Annotated in this window: 15 protein-coding genes; 2 read left to right on the top strand and 13 right to left on the bottom strand. The window is 46.0% G+C overall.

Annotated elements, in window-relative coordinates; all coding sequences use genetic code 11:
• Positions 1–33: 33 nt before the first annotated feature.
• The 6 genes from HF992_RS06215 to parE all read right to left on the bottom strand — a co-directional run bounded on the left by HF992_RS06215 (position 34) and on the right by parE (position 6,723).
• Positions 34–471: a GNAT family N-acetyltransferase gene (locus HF992_RS06215; protein WP_168549196.1), complete on the bottom strand. Its 438-nt coding sequence runs from the start codon at positions 469–471 to the stop codon at positions 34–36.
• Complete coding sequence (parC, locus tag HF992_RS06210) at positions 468–2,933, bottom strand: DNA topoisomerase IV subunit A (RefSeq protein WP_168549195.1); 2,466 nt, start codon at positions 2,931–2,933, stop codon at positions 468–470. Before parC ends, HF992_RS06215 begins: the two co-directional genes overlap by 4 nt.
• A gap of 57 nt (positions 2,934–2,990) precedes the next feature.
• Positions 2,991–3,641 (bottom strand): hypothetical protein, encoded by a 651-nt coding sequence (locus tag HF992_RS06205; protein ID WP_168549194.1) that lies wholly within the window; start codon positions 3,639–3,641, stop codon positions 2,991–2,993.
• Positions 3,620–4,021, bottom strand: a complete 402-nt coding sequence (locus HF992_RS06200) for a YkvA family protein (RefSeq protein ID WP_168549193.1) — start codon at positions 4,019–4,021, stop codon at positions 3,620–3,622. The genes HF992_RS06205 and HF992_RS06200 overlap by 22 nt, the downstream gene beginning before the upstream one ends.
• A 10-nt stretch (positions 4,022–4,031) precedes the next feature.
• Entirely contained in the window at positions 4,032–4,634 is a 603-nt protein-coding gene (gene fic, locus HF992_RS06195) for a protein adenylyltransferase Fic (RefSeq protein WP_168549192.1), read from the bottom strand.
• A gap of 145 nt (positions 4,635–4,779) precedes the next feature.
• A complete protein-coding gene (parE, locus tag HF992_RS06190; protein WP_168549191.1) occupies positions 4,780–6,723 on the bottom strand; it encodes a DNA topoisomerase IV subunit B in 1,944 nt (647 codons plus the stop codon).
• A 104-nt stretch (positions 6,724–6,827) separates the two neighbouring features.
• Here parE and plsY point away from each other — a divergent pair, with 104 nt between their 5' ends.
• Positions 6,828–7,463 carry a glycerol-3-phosphate 1-O-acyltransferase PlsY gene (gene plsY, locus HF992_RS06185; RefSeq protein WP_168549190.1) on the top strand — a complete coding sequence of 212 codons (636 nt, stop codon included), beginning with the start codon at positions 6,828–6,830 and terminating at the stop codon, positions 7,461–7,463.
• Between the two features lie 282 nt (positions 7,464–7,745).
• Here plsY and HF992_RS06180 read toward each other — a convergent pair whose 3' ends face one another.
• From HF992_RS06180 to HF992_RS06150, 7 genes are read right to left on the bottom strand one after another with little or no spacing between them, the layout of a single operon-like run.
• A complete protein-coding gene (locus tag HF992_RS06180; RefSeq protein WP_168549189.1) occupies positions 7,746–8,402 on the bottom strand; it encodes a glucosaminidase domain-containing protein in 657 nt (218 codons plus the stop codon).
• Positions 8,383–8,736 carry a MazG nucleotide pyrophosphohydrolase domain-containing protein gene (locus HF992_RS06175; protein ID WP_168549188.1) on the bottom strand — a complete coding sequence of 118 codons (354 nt, stop codon included), beginning with the start codon at positions 8,734–8,736 and terminating at the stop codon, positions 8,383–8,385. The genes HF992_RS06180 and HF992_RS06175 overlap by 20 nt, the downstream gene beginning before the upstream one ends.
• A gap of 1 nt (position 8,737) precedes the next feature.
• Positions 8,738–9,652 (bottom strand): EamA family transporter RarD, encoded by a 915-nt coding sequence (gene rarD / locus HF992_RS06170; protein ID WP_168549187.1) that lies wholly within the window; start codon positions 9,650–9,652, stop codon positions 8,738–8,740.
• The gene (locus tag HF992_RS06165) at positions 9,649–10,224 is read right to left on the bottom strand and encodes a 2'-5' RNA ligase family protein (protein ID WP_168549186.1); all 576 of its coding nucleotides are present in this window, start codon (positions 10,222–10,224) and stop codon (positions 9,649–9,651) included. Before HF992_RS06165 ends, rarD begins: the two co-directional genes overlap by 4 nt.
• 17 nt (positions 10,225–10,241) lie before the next feature.
• Positions 10,242–10,715 (bottom strand): NUDIX hydrolase, encoded by a 474-nt coding sequence (locus HF992_RS06160; protein WP_168549185.1) that lies wholly within the window; start codon positions 10,713–10,715, stop codon positions 10,242–10,244.
• Between the two features lie 2 nt (positions 10,716–10,717).
• The gene (locus HF992_RS06155; RefSeq protein ID WP_168549230.1) at positions 10,718–11,371 is read right to left on the bottom strand and encodes a uracil-DNA glycosylase; all 654 of its coding nucleotides are present in this window, start codon (positions 11,369–11,371) and stop codon (positions 10,718–10,720) included.
• A 20-nt stretch (positions 11,372–11,391) separates the two neighbouring features.
• Positions 11,392–12,090, bottom strand: a complete 699-nt coding sequence (locus HF992_RS06150; protein ID WP_168549184.1) for a GntR family transcriptional regulator — start codon at positions 12,088–12,090, stop codon at positions 11,392–11,394.
• Positions 12,091–13,120: 1,030 nt separating this feature from the next.
• Between HF992_RS06150 and guaA the strand changes: the two genes are divergently transcribed.
• Positions 13,121–14,674, top strand: coding sequence for a glutamine-hydrolyzing GMP synthase (gene guaA / locus HF992_RS06145; protein WP_168549183.1), 1,554 nt, complete (start codon positions 13,121–13,123; stop codon positions 14,672–14,674).
• Positions 14,675–14,847 lie beyond the last annotated feature (173 nt).

The raw sequence follows: 14,847 nt of genomic DNA, 5'->3' as shown, positions 1-14,847 counted from the left end.
CCATTGCCTCTTACGGAAGATGGAAGCAATCCGTTAGCTTAAAGGTCGCACCATCACAATCTCTTCATCATCTCCTTCAGAGGTTAGTTGGAAACCAAGTGAGTCATAAAAGCGCCTAGCGGCTGGATTGTCAGCTGTGTAGCATAGCCGAACCTGCTGGTAACGACCGTCTGCTAGCATGACATCAAAAACCTGTAACATGGCTTGATACCCATAACCTCGTCCCTGGTATCTTTCGTCGATGAAAAATTGGCTAAGCTCATAGGTCTGACCTTTGGGGTAATCATAGTAGAGCACCATCCCGATAGGGATATCATTATTAAAAATGATGAACGCACAGCTATGCTCTGCGCGATAGGCATAGGCTCTGGCTAAAATCCTTTCACGAGGAGCAACGAAAGATAATTGATTAGCCGAAACGGCTAGGTCTACTCGCCAATTCTCAGGGGTAATCGTCTCTAAGCGAATCATGTTTGACCTTGATTAGCTACTATACCAGCTCTTGCGACGCCAATCTCTGAAATCGTGTCAGAGATGAAGCTGCCGTTGCTGGTGCGTTCGGACTGACCGAGTTCTGCTAGGTTGATGGTATAAGTCGTTCCTGCTTGGTCCACCACCTGCAAGACCTCTGTCTGCTGGCTGGTTTCTGTGCTGAACAAATCCAGCTCTGTGGCTTCTGACTGGACACTGCCTGCCGCAAAGACACGGTGAGGTTTGGTCTTGAGCTCACGGAGGACTTGAAGACCTCGGCCTGCCCGCTTGGCGGTTGGAATGTCTGCGACAGCCATCCGCTTGAGACTACCTCTCTGGGTCAAGAGGTACATGCTGCTACTGGTCACGACAAAGCTTGTGGCTACTTGGTCACCGTCCTTGAGGTTGATGGCCTTAACCCCTGCTGCCTTGCTGCCGATCACTGGGACTTCTTCAACGTTAAATCGCAGAGCGTAGCCATTGGTTGTCACGACCATGATGTCATCCAAGGCAACTGGCGAGAGGGAAACCACACGGTCGGTGTCATTCTTGAGCTTGGCAAATTTGACCGACTTAGATTTGTAGGTCCGCCAAGGGGTAAATTCTTTTCGCTCTACCCGCTTGATTTGCCCTGACTGAGTAGTGGCAACGTAGGTCGTCGTGTCAAACTGATCAACAATCTCAGCATAGAGCACCTGCTCCTGCTGGTCAAAATTGATCACTGTTTGGCTCAAGTGCTCTCCGATGTCCTTCCACTTGGTGTCCGTCAACTCATGGACAGGACGGTAGATAACATTGCCAAGGTCTGTGAAGACCAGCAGGTGTTGGGTCGTCTTGGCCTGTGCCAAGAAGATCAGCTCATCGTCTTCACGCTTGCCAATTTCCTCTACCGTAGAGGCAGAGAAGGAGCGTGGGCTAGTGCGCTTGAGGTAGCCTGCTCGGGTCACGCTGACATAGGTCTCCTCCTCGGCGATGAGGCTGGCTGTATCAATCTCGATAGACTGAGCCTCTGCCTGCAGCTCTGACAGACGTGGACTGGCAAACTTTTTCTTAACGTCACGGAGCTCTCGCTTCATCAGGTGGTACATGGTCTTCTCGTCACCGATGATGGCGGATAAAGTCGCAATCTGCTCGCGCAAGCTCTTGTCCTCTTCTTCTAGGGTGACAATGTCGGTATTGGTCAGGCGATAGAGCTGGAGGGTCACGATGGCTTCTGCCTGCTCCTCGGTAAAGTCGTAGGAGACCTTGAGATTTTCCTTAGCGTCAGCCTTGTTATCACTAGCACGGATGAGGGCAATGACCTCATCTAGGATAGATAGGACTCGAATCAACCCCTCAACAATGTGAAGTCTCCGCTCTGCTTTTTCCTTATCAAACCGAGACCGAGCGATAATGACCTCACGCCTGTGGGCGATGTAACTGGTCAATATCTTGGCTAAGCCGACCTGACGAGGGGTGAAGTTGTCAATGGCGACCATGTTAAAGTTATAGTTGATTTGCAGGTCGGTGTACTTGAGCAGGTAGTTGAGAATGGTCTGGCTATCGGCGTCTTTCTTGAGCTCAATGGCAATCCGTAGGCCGTCTCGGTCACTCTCATCACGCACCTCGGCGATTCCTGGCACCTTAGCATTGACCCGCACGTCATCAATCTTTTTAACGAGGACAGCCTTATTGACCTCATAAGGAATCTCGGTGATGACAATTTGCTCCTTGCCGCCCTTGAGGCTCTCTATAGCAGTTTTTGACCGCACCACGACCCGCCCTTTTCCAGTCTCGTAGGCCTTTTTAATCTCGTCCGCCCCTTGGATGATGCCTCCTGTCGGGAAGTCAGGTCCCGGCAGAAACGCCATGAGCTTGTCAACCGTGGCGTTGGGGTGGTCAATCAGGTAGACCACTGCGTCAATGACCTCAGCCAGATTGTGAGGCGGAATATCAGTCGCATAACCAGCCGAAATCCCTGTTGCTCCATTGACCAAAAGGTTCGGAAAGGCAGCAGGTAAAACGGTCGGCTCTTTTTCGGTGTCGTCAAAGTTCCAAGCAAAGGGAACGGTTTTCTTGTCGATGTCATTGAGCAAGAAGCTGGACACCTCGGACAAGCGTGCCTCCGTGTACCGCATGGCCGCTGGCGGATCTCCATCCATAGAACCGTTGTTCCCGTGCATCTCGACTAGAATCTCACGGTTTTTCCAGTCCTGTGACATGCGGACCATGGCCTCATAGATAGAGCTGTCCCCGTGAGGGTGGAAATTCCCCATGATATTTCCGACAGATTTCGCCGACTTGCGGTAGCCCTTATCGTGGGTGTTGCCGTCCTTGTTCATGGAGTAGAGAATCCGCCGCTGCACAGGCTTTAGCCCGTCACGAATATCAGGCAAGGCCCGTTCTTGAATGATGTATTTGGAGTAGCGCCCAAAACGCTCTCCCATGATGTCCTCTAAGGACATGTGTTGAATGTTACTCATAGGAAGTTCCTATCTTTTAAATTTCTTTTTAGTTTTTGGGAAATGGCAGAGCTGGTATTACTTTATAACCCTTGTCAATTCTTCATACGCGATTGCCAATTTGGGAAATTCATGATTTATAAATTTCTTACACATTTTTTGTCCAAAATGTTCCAAATTTTTATAACCTATACCATTAAGTGTACGAATGAAATGGTAAAATTCATCGTAACATAAAGGAGGAATGTCACTAATCTCAAGATTATTGATTTCATATTCTGGAATATCTTCAAAAAATCCCAAAATTAAATCTTGCAGCTCTTCATCACTGGCCGACTTAAATAGCACCGCTTTTTCAATTAACCGATAATCATCATTAAATTTATCTAAGCATATAAAAAATAATTGATACGACTGGTGTAATGAAATAAGTGTATTGCGTCGTGATTCCTCGGCAAGAAAAGTCAACTCCCTTAAATTCTGCTCTGTCTTTTCTTGTACAGCTACTAAATTTATCTGAATTTTTGCTAGTGTATCTAAACGTTCTTCTAATTCTTTCTGACGATTGTCTAGCTCATTCTTATCTTTTTTAGATGTCAGTAAAATATATAGTATAGGGATTATAGCTGCAAACAGTTCAACAACATAGCCTAACCAATCTGTTTTCTGTAATTCTTGAAGAATTTGTTTCAGCAAATCTTCAGCCACTACTTTCTCCCCCTCTTCCACTCCCTGTACTTCTCAATGTCCTTATGGACTTGTTTCCAGACGGTGGCGATAACGAGAGCATCATCCATTTGCCCCAAGAAAGGAATGAAGTCCGGCACGACATCAAGCGGTGATAGGAAGTAAATCAAAGCACTGATGATAGCAATAATCGACTTGGTCGGCACAGCCTTGTAATCACCTTTCCAGTAACTTCTTACCATGCTAATCAAAATCGGAATCGATTTGATTTCCTGACTGACAAAAGGAATCCTCTTGAGTTTCTTCTCCAATTTCTCCAAAAAAGGTTCCATTTTAGCATCATCTTTGAGCAACTCTTCTGCCTTTTTGTAGCGATTTTGCAACTGCTGGAGAGCTTCTGTTTTTGATAGTTTTGCTTTCATGAGGTTTCTCCTATAAGTCTTCTGTCTTAAACAAGGTGTAGCCTTCATAGTAGTAGGAAGTGTCTAGACCTTTGAAAAAGGTTTGTTGGCTTAAATCGTCTGTCAGAGCCTTGAGCAAGAGATATTTAAGCTCACTAGTTGAGACATGACTTCTGACCATGGCATTGAAATACTCGTCCTTATCAATTCTATTCCAATCAACAACCTGTCCCAGACTAACTCGTAGCAGACAGTCCAGCCACAACCTCATCGCTCTGCCATGGCCCTCACGAAAAGGATGGGCAACATTCATGTCGGCGTACTTGTCCACAATCTCGTCGAAAGTCTGATGAGGGAGTTTGTCAATATAGGCCAAGGACTGCTCAAGAAATATCCGAGGAGCAAACTGGAAGTTATCTTTTGCAATGTTGACATCACGGATCTTTCCAGGGAAGTCGTAGAGGTCCGAAAAGAGTGCCTTGTGGATGGCAGACAAGCCCTCAAAAGTGCCAACTTCAATCTTAAACAGTTGGCCACTATCAAAAAGGTTTTTGGCGGCCTGCTTGCTGAGCAATTCCTCCTGACGAGCCAAGTCCGCACTATTGGTCAGACCGAGTTTGTTTTCTAGGACCATAAAGCCTCCATACACTATTTAATTAACTTAAGATTTTTTCAACTCGTCAAGGTTCGAAAGAATCCGAGATTCTTCTAAACTCAGAATAACAAATAGGGTTGAGGTATAAATGTCATCATACCATTTTCTCCCCATATCTCCTCTCCTAAAACACTCCATTCTCTTCCAAGCTAAATCGCACATTCTCCTCAATCCATTTACGTCGTGGTTCGACCTTATCGCCCATGAGGGTGGAGACGCGGCGCTCGGCACGCGCTAGGTCATCAATGGTGACCTGAATGAGGGTGCGGGTCTCAGGGTTCATGGTAGTCTCCCAGAGCTGGTCGGCATTCATTTCTCCTAGTCCCTTGTAGCGTTGGAGAAGAGCCCCTTTCCCAAACTCTTTTCGCAAGTCCTCCAGCTCACCGTCCGTCCAAGCATAGGCGATTTTTTCGGTTTTTCCTTTGCCTTTGCTCATCTTATAGAGTGGCGGCAGCGCAATGTAGACATGCCCCGCCTCGACCAGAGGACGCATGTAGCGGTAGAAAAAGGTTAAGAGTAGGGTTTGGATATGGGCACCATCTGTATCCGCATCGGTCATGATAATAATCTTATCGTAGTTGATGTCAGCGATATTGAAATCCGCCCCAACACCAGCTCCAATCGTATAAATCATGGTGTTGATTTCCTCGTTTTTGAGGATGTCGCTCATCTTGGACTTTTCGGTATTGATAACCTTGCCTCGTAGGGGTAAAATCGCTTGAAACTTGCGGTCACGGCCTTGCTTGGCAGAACCGCCCGCTGAGTCTCCCTCGACCAGATAAAGCTCATTTTTCTGAGCGTTTTTAGACTGGGCTGGGGTCAGCTTACCAGATAGCAGCCCCTTGTCTTTCTTGTTTTTCTTGCCACTTCTGGCATCATCACGCGCCTTTCTAGCTGCTTCTCTAGCATCTCTGGCACGAATGGCCTTGCGGATGAGGTTGCTGGCCGTTTCGCCATTCTCCATGAGGAAAAAGGTCAATTTCTCGCTGACAATGCTATCGACAATAGGACGAGCAAGGGGGCTGCCCAACTTATCCTTGGTCTGCCCTTCAAACTGGAGATGGGCTTCGGGAACAAGGATGGATAGGACCGCTGACAAGCCCTCACGGTAGTCAGACCCCTCTAAGTTCTTGTCCTTTTCTTTCAAAAGCCCTGTTTTTCGCGCATAGTCATTGAGGCTCTTGGTAATGGCAGTCTTAAACCCTGTCTCGTGCGTACCGCCGTCTTTGGTGCGAACATTGTTGACAAAGGAGAGGATATTGTCAGAAAAGCCATCGTTGTACTGCATGGCGATGTCCACCTGAAACTCCTGCTCCTCTCCTGTAAAGGCGATAATGGGGGTCAAGGTTTCCTTATCTTCATTGAGATAGGCGACAAAATCCTGCACCCCATTTTCATAGTGGAAGCTAGCTTCTTCTCCAGACCGCTGATCCAGCAGGGTCATGGTGACATTTTTGAGGAGAAAGGCAGACTCTTTTAAGCGCTCTGCGATTGTCCCATACTTAAACTCAACCGTGGAAAAAATCCGTGGGTCAGGCAGGAAACGAACGGTCGTACCAGACTTGGACTTAGGAGCGGTGCCGACTTTTTCAAGCGTGGTCACGGGCTTGCCCCCGTCCTCAAAGCGCTGGCGATAGACGCTCCCCTCACGGGTAATCTCCACCTCTAACCAGCTGGAGAGGGCATTGACAACAGACGAGCCAACCCCGTGAAGACCACCAGAGGTCTTGTAGCCTCCCTGACCGAACTTGCCCCCTGCGTGGAGAACGGTAAAGATAACCTCAACCGTCGGAATCCCTATGGCGTGAAGACCAACGGGCATGCCCCGCCCACTGTCTGCCACTGTCACCGAGCCATCGGTATTTAAGGTCACACTGATCTTGTCCCCAAAACCTGACAAGGCCTCGTCGACCGCATTGTCCACAATCTCCCAGACCAGGTGGTGAAGCCCCACACCATCGGTCGAGCCGATGTACATGCCCGGCCGCTTTCTGACTGCATCTAGTCCTTCCAGCACCTGAATGGCGTCATCGCCGTAATTATTAATCGTAATCTCTTTCTTAGACATCTATGACCTCCAAACTTGTCATCTCTACTATATTACAGGTTTTTAAAAAATTTTGCAAAAGTTTTCGCTAGTGATTAAGCGAGTACCTATGCTATAATGAGCTTATGATGATTATAGCTCTTATTTTAGCCTATCTTTTAGGCTCCATTCCTTCTGGTCTCTGGATTGGACAAGTGTTCTTCCAAAAAAACTTGCGTGATTATGGTTCAGGCAATACCGGAACAACCAATACCTTTCGTATTCTGGGGAAAAAGGCAGGTATTGTTGTTTTTCTGTTCGATTTTTTAAAAGGGACTATTGCCACCCTTCTTCCTAGTCTCTTTGGGCTCTCAGGGGTTTCACCGCTCGTTTTTGGTCTGTTAGCTGTTATCGGCCATACGTTCCCAATTTTTGCCCAATTTAGAGGTGGCAAGGCTGTCGCGACGAGTGCCGGCATGTTGATGGGGTTCATCCCGCTCTACTGTCTCTTCCTAGTTGTTATTTTTGCCACAACGCTCTACTTCACATCAATGATTTCCATGTCAAGCATAGTAGCTGCTATTGCAGCTATTATAACGGTACTTCTATTTCCTCAGCTTGGCTTTCTCTTACCCAAAGGCGACTGGGTTCTCGTCACGATCGTCATCAGTGTCGCAAGCATCGTCATCTTTAGGCATCGCGATAATATAAAACGGATCCGAACCAAAACTGAAAATCTCGTCCCTTGGGGGTTGAATCTGACCAAACAAAAAAAGAAATAAACGGTGGTTGCCGTTTATTTTTTTGCATAGAAATAGACAAGCTTGTCTGAAACGCCCTCTTGCTATTCGGTACTCCTGAACCTTGCAGTCCAATCAAGGACAGCGTTAGTAGTAGACCTTGTGGAATCGGCCAAGCCAAACGGGGATAACTGAGATGCATAAGCATCTTCGTTTTTCCAGTAATAGACACTGCTTCCGTCAATAAGCTTTCCAGAGAACTTTTAAAAAATGTAGGGGATAAAGCATATAGCCTGATTACTTAGAGTACCGTCCTGTTACAAACTAGTGATCAAACCGCGTTAAATCATATTGCTCAATGAGCTCATTGAGCTTAGTGGCGTAGCTCGTATCGGTGGCATAGCGTCCTTGGAGATAAGCAGTTGCCTCTCGATAAGACTGGGTCTTACTCCGCCAGGCACCTGCATAAAAATCAGGAGCTCCTATCAGGCCTTTGCTAAGAAGTACGGCATTGTCCTTGAGTGAGGTATGATAGGTAGGATACCGTCGGAATTTAGCCACAATCGTATAGAGTTTACCTGTCCCATCGTCCTCTGCTGTTTCGATTTGGTAGGACTGCCCATAGTAGTCTCCCTTTATCCCAAAGAGATTGTTGGCTTCTTTACTCAGCTGACTTTGCCCCCAATCGCTCTCTAAAATGGCCTGAGCCACCATGACAGAGGCGTAGAGATCATGCGCATCTGCTAACTCTTTGGCAGTGGTACCAACTATTTCAATAAAAGCAGACCGATCAGCCCGTTCAAAGGCTGCCTGTTCTGTTCTCAGACGCCATTGCTGAACGGCAAGCAGGAAAAAAAGCATAAGACCAACGAACAGCCCGTAACGTTTAACCTTTGTCTTGGGAGCATGCTTCAGACGGTACTTCTTTTTCGGAGACTTAACGCTCTTGCCAATTCTCCTTTTAGGTTTGCTGACGGGCATGGTTTTTCCTTTCTTTTCGTTCTAAAAATGCTTCCAAGTCAACCTCATGGTTGTATTTTAGCGCTGCTTGCTTGTCTTTTTCTAGAACGGTTTGCGAAAGGTCCAAGCCATTAATAGCTGCAATAGCGACAATATAGTGAAGCATATCCGCTAATTCCGTCGCAAGTTCTTTATCCAAATCTATCTGCTCTTTCGCTTTTCGGCCTGCACGCTGATTAAGAATTTCCGCCACTTCTCCCATTTCTTCAACCAGTTTCATAAAAAGCCCTTGTTCTTGTCCGTGCTGGCTATAATGGCCTGCCAGGTACTCTTGTAAATCTTGGATGCTCAACATATCACTTTCTCCCTATTTCTATGGACTGACGGTCCATTTTAGCGGACTTTAACTCCTTTAGTTGTCCTAGGACAAAAACACCAATCGCTCCCCAAATCAGCAGAAAGGCAGGCCATTCCTTGGCATTGACCACCTCACCATATAACCCAATAGCTAGAAGTAATTGGATGGTCGGGTTGACGTACTGGATAAAGCCAACCAGATTTAATGGCGCACGCTTGATGCCCTCTGCAAAAAGCAATAGAGGAATTGCCGTTACAGCTCCTGATAGGGCTATCAGGGCCATTTCTAAGGGACTGTGAGACCAGAATACATCCCCTTTGATGAGTAAGTAAGGTAGACTAAAGATTAACACACAGGAGGCCTCAAAAAGCATCGCAAAGTCGCTAGAGACTTCTATTTCTTTCTTTAGCAGGCCATAAAATCCAAATGAGATTGCCAGAGTCAAGGCAACCATAGGCAATTGCCTTGATTGAAAAAGCAAGAGCGCTACACCACAGCTAGCCAGCAGGACGGCGATTTTCCCATAGTAGCTAATCTTTTCTTTCAAAACGATGACAGATAGACAAATGGATACTAGGGGCATGATATAATACCCCAAACTTGCTTGAGCTGCTTGACCGTGGCTCACTGCTTGGATGTAGACTCCCCAGTTGATAGCTATCGTTACACTGGCCAGAACCATCCTTCTCAAACCGTTTTTATCCTGCCGTAAACCTTGCCATTGCTTACGATAATCTCTTTGTTTACCAGCTAGTACCATATAAAGCAGCATGGTCAAAACAGTGAAAACAATGCGATACGAAAAGACTGTAAAAGAGTCAATCCTTCCTAATGCCTTCCAATAAAGAGACAAAATCCCCCAAAGCAAGTAACAAATGAGGACCAATAACAGGCCTTTGCGTGTCTGATTCAACGTAATCCCTTTCTTTTATGAGCCAAGCTTCCCAAAGAAACAGCTAACATGCGCTGAGGAGCATGTCCTTCTGAAAAAGCTAGCACCGTCAGAGAGGTAATCTCCCCTTCAAATGACGAGTGATTTCCTTGACAATGCAAAAAAGCTTGGCTAAGTTGCTCCTTGTTAAGATAATTGGCTAAGGTAATATGAGGGAACCAAACATCTGGGCGATACAGCGATGGATGGTCACTTGTCTCATAAGCTGCTAAATGCATATGCAACTGATGGTGGAAGGTTGCCAGTTGTTTAGTCAGACGAGGTGCCCAATAAAGGGTTCCAGACTGGAAAAAGGACCCTATACTGCTAATCTGGATAGGAACTCTCTCAGAAGCTTGAGCAAATTGCCGAAGGGCATCATAAAACCGGTCTATTTCAGCAATATCGCCATAAGTTGCTAGCGTCAGATGGGGTTGGCGATCTGGGATTTGGGTCGCATAGTCCGATATGCCAGCTTGGGCCAGCTCCTCCCAAACCCGCCTAACCTTTTGATCTGTCATTCCATCAAAGCCAGCAATAATCGCATACGTCATTTCGGTCTCCTTTTGGCCTAATGCTCATAAAAAATAACACTCTGACCTTTGAGAAGGTTGTTTTGATAGGAAAACTTAGCTGAAAAGAAGGGCTTATCCTCTAACAGCCAAGATAAGAATGTCAAATCACCTTCCCAGGTCGGTTTTAGCAAAACCTGGTCGTAAGGGACCCATTCTAAATCACCTTCTGGACAATCAACTGTCAACTCCCCCTCAAACTCAGTAACCTTAAAAACATAGGTATACCAATCATTTTCCGGAGTGAATTCAGGAAAGGTAATCACTCCCTTCAATGCCAACTTAGTTGCTGTCAGTCCCGTTTCTTCAAAAATTTCTCGCTTAGCACATTCTTCAGGGCTTTCGCCTGCTTCAAACTTTCCACCCACGCCAATCCATTTTCCGGCATGGACATCTTTTTCTTTTTTATTCCGATGGAGCATCAAAAAAGCTTCTCCATTATCCACATAACAAATCGTTGCTAGTTTTACCATTTTTACCTCAACCAATCAATGGCTGCTCTGCCATTTTCCATTAAAAATGCATTCGTCCTTGAAAAAGGGCGACTGCCAAAAAAACCGCGGTAGGCCGATAGAGGACTAGGGTGAGCCGACTCCAGCACCAGATGCTTAGGATTCGTAATCAAGGCCTTCTTTTTTCGAGCATAGGATCCCCATAAGATGAAGACAACCGGCTGGTCCAAATCGTTTACTACCTGAATCGCCGCGTCGGTAAACGGCTCCCAAATCAAGCCAGCATGTCCATTAGCCTGACCAGCTGGAACAGTCAGACAAGCATTGAGCAAGAGGACTCCCTGATCTGCCCAAGGTGTCAGGTCGTGCGTTTCTTTGACACCGATATCCTCACTCAACTCTTTTAAAATATTCTGCAAAGATGGCGGAGCTGGCAAGGTGTCCGGCACTGAAAAAGAAAGACCTTGTGCTTGATCTGGACCGTGATAAGGGTCCTGCCCTAAAATGACCACCTTAACAGCCTCCAAAGAAGTATGCTGTAGGGCTGCAAAAACCTTATCTTTAGGCGGATAAACGGTTCCAGTCTCATAAACCTGTTTTAGAAAGCCATTGATTCTGGCAAAATAATGATCTGGTAACCGTTCTTTGATCCGCTCATGCCACACAGAATGCTGCACCATTGTTTGCTCCTTGTCTTCTAATTATTCTCCAAGTAAAATTCAAACCGTTCCCCTGCATATTGGCTCTTGACATACTCAAAAGGACTCCCGTCTTCTAAATAAGATACCTGGGTCAATCCCAAAATAGCCTGTCCTTTCGCCAATTCTAAATACTTAGCGACCTTTTCTTCTGCCAAACGAGCATAGATGGTCTGCTGGCTTTTTCCAATCTTAAAGCCGTGTTCCATCAAGGTCTGAAAAAAATGCTGGGCAACTGCTTCTTTATCAAAGTTTGCAATGAATTTCTTAGGCACCACAGCTACCTCGTAAACAACTGGAACTTGATCCGCAAATCGAATCCGTTCCATTCGAACCACAGTATCAGTATGCCTCAGATTGAGATGGGCTTGCTCCTTCTTACTGGGCTTGTCTTCCAGATAAGACAACAGTTGGCTAGAAGGGAGTTTTCCCTGCGCTTTAATAATCTCTGTAAAACTCGTCGTTCCGCGCATTCTTTCTTGAATTCGATTACTAGCAACATAAGTCCCAGAACCCATGCGACGTTCTAAAATGCCTTCTTCGACCAAAAGTGTAATGGCTTGTCGAAGGGTCATCCGCGAAACTTGAAAAGTATCTGCCAAATCGCGCTCACTCGGTAACCGTTGACCAATCTTCCAAATTCCCTGATCGATGTCATCTTTTATCTGGTGGTGAATCCTTAAATATGCTGGTATCATATCCAGTCCTTCCTGCTTTTCGCTTATCGTACTGTAAAACATCCTCTGATGAGATCTTGAGCTACTGAACCTCCATTTTTCGCCCATTCATCATGGTTTCAGTATACCACAAAAAAATAACTGAGACAAAACATCTCAGTTACGCTTTTAGTCCATTTCAAAGATATCGCGAGTATAGACCTTGTCAATGGTATCTGACAACTCACTATGCCAACGGTTGGCCAATAATCAAGTCTGCCTGGTCCTTGAAAGAGACTAAGTTATTAACAAGAGGATTATTGAAAGTTTTTAGCAACTCTTCCAGCGCATTGGGATAGATATACGAATCAGAATCAATGGTAAAAAAGGCATCTGCATCCGATTGGCGGACAGCCTAGTCTTGGGCATGGCGCTTTCCAGCATTTTTCGCAAGACCACGGACAATGACAGTTTGACAGGTATCGGGGGGATCCTCCGCATAAGCCGAACTCTTCTCATACCCAGATAAATCCGGACTACCATCATCGACAATATAAATGGCAACTATCGGGTAGATGAGCCGGAGTGCTTCCCAAGGTCTCTACCAAACCATCCTCATCCTTGTTATTAAGATGGAATGACCGTCGCAACCTTATAGTCTTTGGAAGTGCCTGTAAAGGGTTTGTAGACGAAAGATAAGCTCATTTTGGTTAAAAGGGAAACCATTAGAATACTCCATATAAACCCAGTGCCCTATTAGCTTCTAATCAAGTGAGTTCAAAGAACAAGCCTAAAAATAATAAAACCGTTCTATTTTTTTGCCACCTTTACCCTCCTACCACTATTACATGTCTCTTCATGGTTTTATGCTCTGCCCATAGGCTTTTGTCAATTATTTTAGCCAATAAAATGATTTTCAGAATGAGTTAAAACAGAATATTGAGGTCCTAGTTGCTAAAAACAGGGAACACAATCCCGAATCTTATCTAAGTAATTCCTCTTGATTTTAGCTATTTTTTAAAAAATATGCTAAACTTAAGAAAATAATTTTCTCTATTTAGAAAGGATTTTCATGTCTGCGACACAAGATCTGCAAAAAATCATTGTTCTTGACTACGGTAGCCAGTACAATCAGCTGATTACCCGCCGTATCCGTGAATTCGGTGTCTTTTCGGAATTGCTTAGCCACAAGATTTCTGCTGAAGAGGTACGTGCCATCAACCCTATTGGTATCATCCTATCTGGTGGTCCAAACTCTGTTTACGAGAAGGACAGTTTTTCCATTGATCCTGAGATTTTCAAGCTCGGTATTCCGATTTTGGGTATCTGCTACGGCATGCAGTTGATTACCCAAACCTTGGGAGGCAAGGTCGTGCCTGCTGGGCAGGCCGGTAACCGCGAGTACGGGCAAGCTCCACTCCAGCACGACAAGACGTCAGCCCTCTTTGGCAATACGCCTGAGGAGCAGCTGGTGCTGATGAGCCACGGTGATGCGGTAACGGAAATCCCAGACGGGTTCGTCCGCACAGCTGTTTCTGCTGACTGTCCCTATGCCGCTATTGAAAATGACGACATCAAGGTTTACGGTATCCAATTCCACCCAGAGGTGCGTCACTCCGTCTACGGCAACGACATCTTGAAAAATTTTGCAGTTACTATCTGCGGAGCCCGTCAGGACTGGTCAATGGACAACTTCATTGATATGGAAATTGCCAAAATCCGTGAAACTGTCGGAAATAAAAAAGTCCTCCTTGGATTGTCTGGCGGCGTTGATTCCTCTGTCGTCGGTGTTCTCTTGCAACGCGCCATCGGTGACCAACTGACCTGTATCTTTGTCGATCATGGTTTGCTCCGAAAAGGTGAAGCCGACCAAGTCATGGACATGCTGGGTGGCAAGTTTGGACTGAAGATTATTAAAGCTGATGCTGCCAAACGCTTCCTCGATAAACTAGCTGGCATTTCTGACCCAGAACAAAAACGCAAGATTATCGGCAACGAATTTGTCTATGTCTTTGATGATGAAGCCAGCAAACTCAAGGATGTCAAGTTCCTCGCCCAAGGAACCCTCTACACAGACATTATCGAGTCAGGGACTGAAACGGCCCAGACCATCAAGAGCCATCACAATGTCGGTGGTCTGCCTGAAGATATGCAGTTTGAGCTGATTGAACCCCTCAACACTCTCTTTAAAGATGAAGTACGTGCTTTAGGCACCGCTCTTGGTATGCCTGGCGAAATTGTCTGGCGGCAACCTTTCCCAGGACCAGGTCTTGCCATCCGTGTCATGGGGGAAATTACCGAGGAAAAACTGGAGACCGTCCGTGAATCCGACGCTATCCTGCGTGAAGAAATTGCCAAGGCAGGACTTGATCGAGACATCTGGCAGTATTTCACTGTCAATACCGGCGTTCGCTCTGTTGGCGTCATGGGCGATGGTCGAACCTACGACTACACCATCGCCATCCGTGCCATCACCTCCATCGACGGCATGACCGCTGACTTTGCTAAAATCCCGTGGGACGTCCTGCAAAAAATCTCTGTCCGCATCGTCAACGAAGTCGACCACGTCAACCGCATCGTCTACGACATCACCAGCAAACCACCCGCAACAGTTGAGTGGGAATAGAATAAGTCACTCAACAAACCGCATGAAATCAAGTGTTTCAGCGGTTTTATTTTTCTGTCTGCACCATTTTAGCACCAATAAACAAAAAAGTTCACACTAACTTCTGCTATAATATATGTAAATACTTTATAATACTCAGAAAGTGAATTTAAATCATGAGAGAAAGTTTTGGT

This window comes from Streptococcus ovuberis (assembly GCF_012396585.1).
Classification (GTDB): domain Bacteria; phylum Bacillota; class Bacilli; order Lactobacillales; family Streptococcaceae; genus Streptococcus; species Streptococcus ovuberis.
This window is presented reverse-complemented; position numbering and strand designations above follow the sequence as displayed.

What these genes read in the sequence shown, in the direction of transcription:
- HF992_RS06215 (WP_168549196.1), bottom strand. Translation starts at nt 471, where the DNA reads ATGATTCGCTTAGAGACGATTACCCCTGAGAATTGGCGAGTAGACCTA.
- parC (WP_168549195.1), bottom strand. Translation starts at nt 2,933, where the DNA reads ATGAGTAACATTCAACACATGTCCTTAGAGGACATCATGGGAGAGCGT.
- HF992_RS06200 (WP_168549193.1), bottom strand. Translation starts at nt 4,021, where the DNA reads ATGAAAGCAAAACTATCAAAAACAGAAGCTCTCCAGCAGTTGCAAAAT.
- fic (WP_168549192.1), bottom strand. Translation starts at nt 4,634, where the DNA reads ATGGTCCTAGAAAACAAACTCGGTCTGACCAATAGTGCGGACTTGGCT.
- parE (WP_168549191.1), bottom strand. Translation starts at nt 6,723, where the DNA reads ATGTCTAAGAAAGAGATTACGATTAATAATTACGGCGATGACGCCATT.
- plsY (WP_168549190.1), top strand. Translation starts at nt 6,828, where the DNA reads ATGATGATTATAGCTCTTATTTTAGCCTATCTTTTAGGCTCCATTCCT.
- HF992_RS06180 (WP_168549189.1), bottom strand. Translation starts at nt 8,402, where the DNA reads ATGCCCGTCAGCAAACCTAAAAGGAGAATTGGCAAGAGCGTTAAGTCT.
- HF992_RS06175 (WP_168549188.1), bottom strand. Translation starts at nt 8,736, where the DNA reads ATGTTGAGCATCCAAGATTTACAAGAGTACCTGGCAGGCCATTATAGC.
- HF992_RS06165 (WP_168549186.1), bottom strand. Translation starts at nt 10,224, where the DNA reads ATGACGTATGCGATTATTGCTGGCTTTGATGGAATGACAGATCAAAAG.
- HF992_RS06160 (WP_168549185.1), bottom strand. Translation starts at nt 10,715, where the DNA reads ATGGTAAAACTAGCAACGATTTGTTATGTGGATAATGGAGAAGCTTTT.
- HF992_RS06150 (WP_168549184.1), bottom strand. Translation starts at nt 12,090, where the DNA reads ATGATACCAGCATATTTAAGGATTCACCACCAGATAAAAGATGACATC.
- guaA (WP_168549183.1), top strand. Translation starts at nt 13,121, where the DNA reads ATGTCTGCGACACAAGATCTGCAAAAAATCATTGTTCTTGACTACGGT.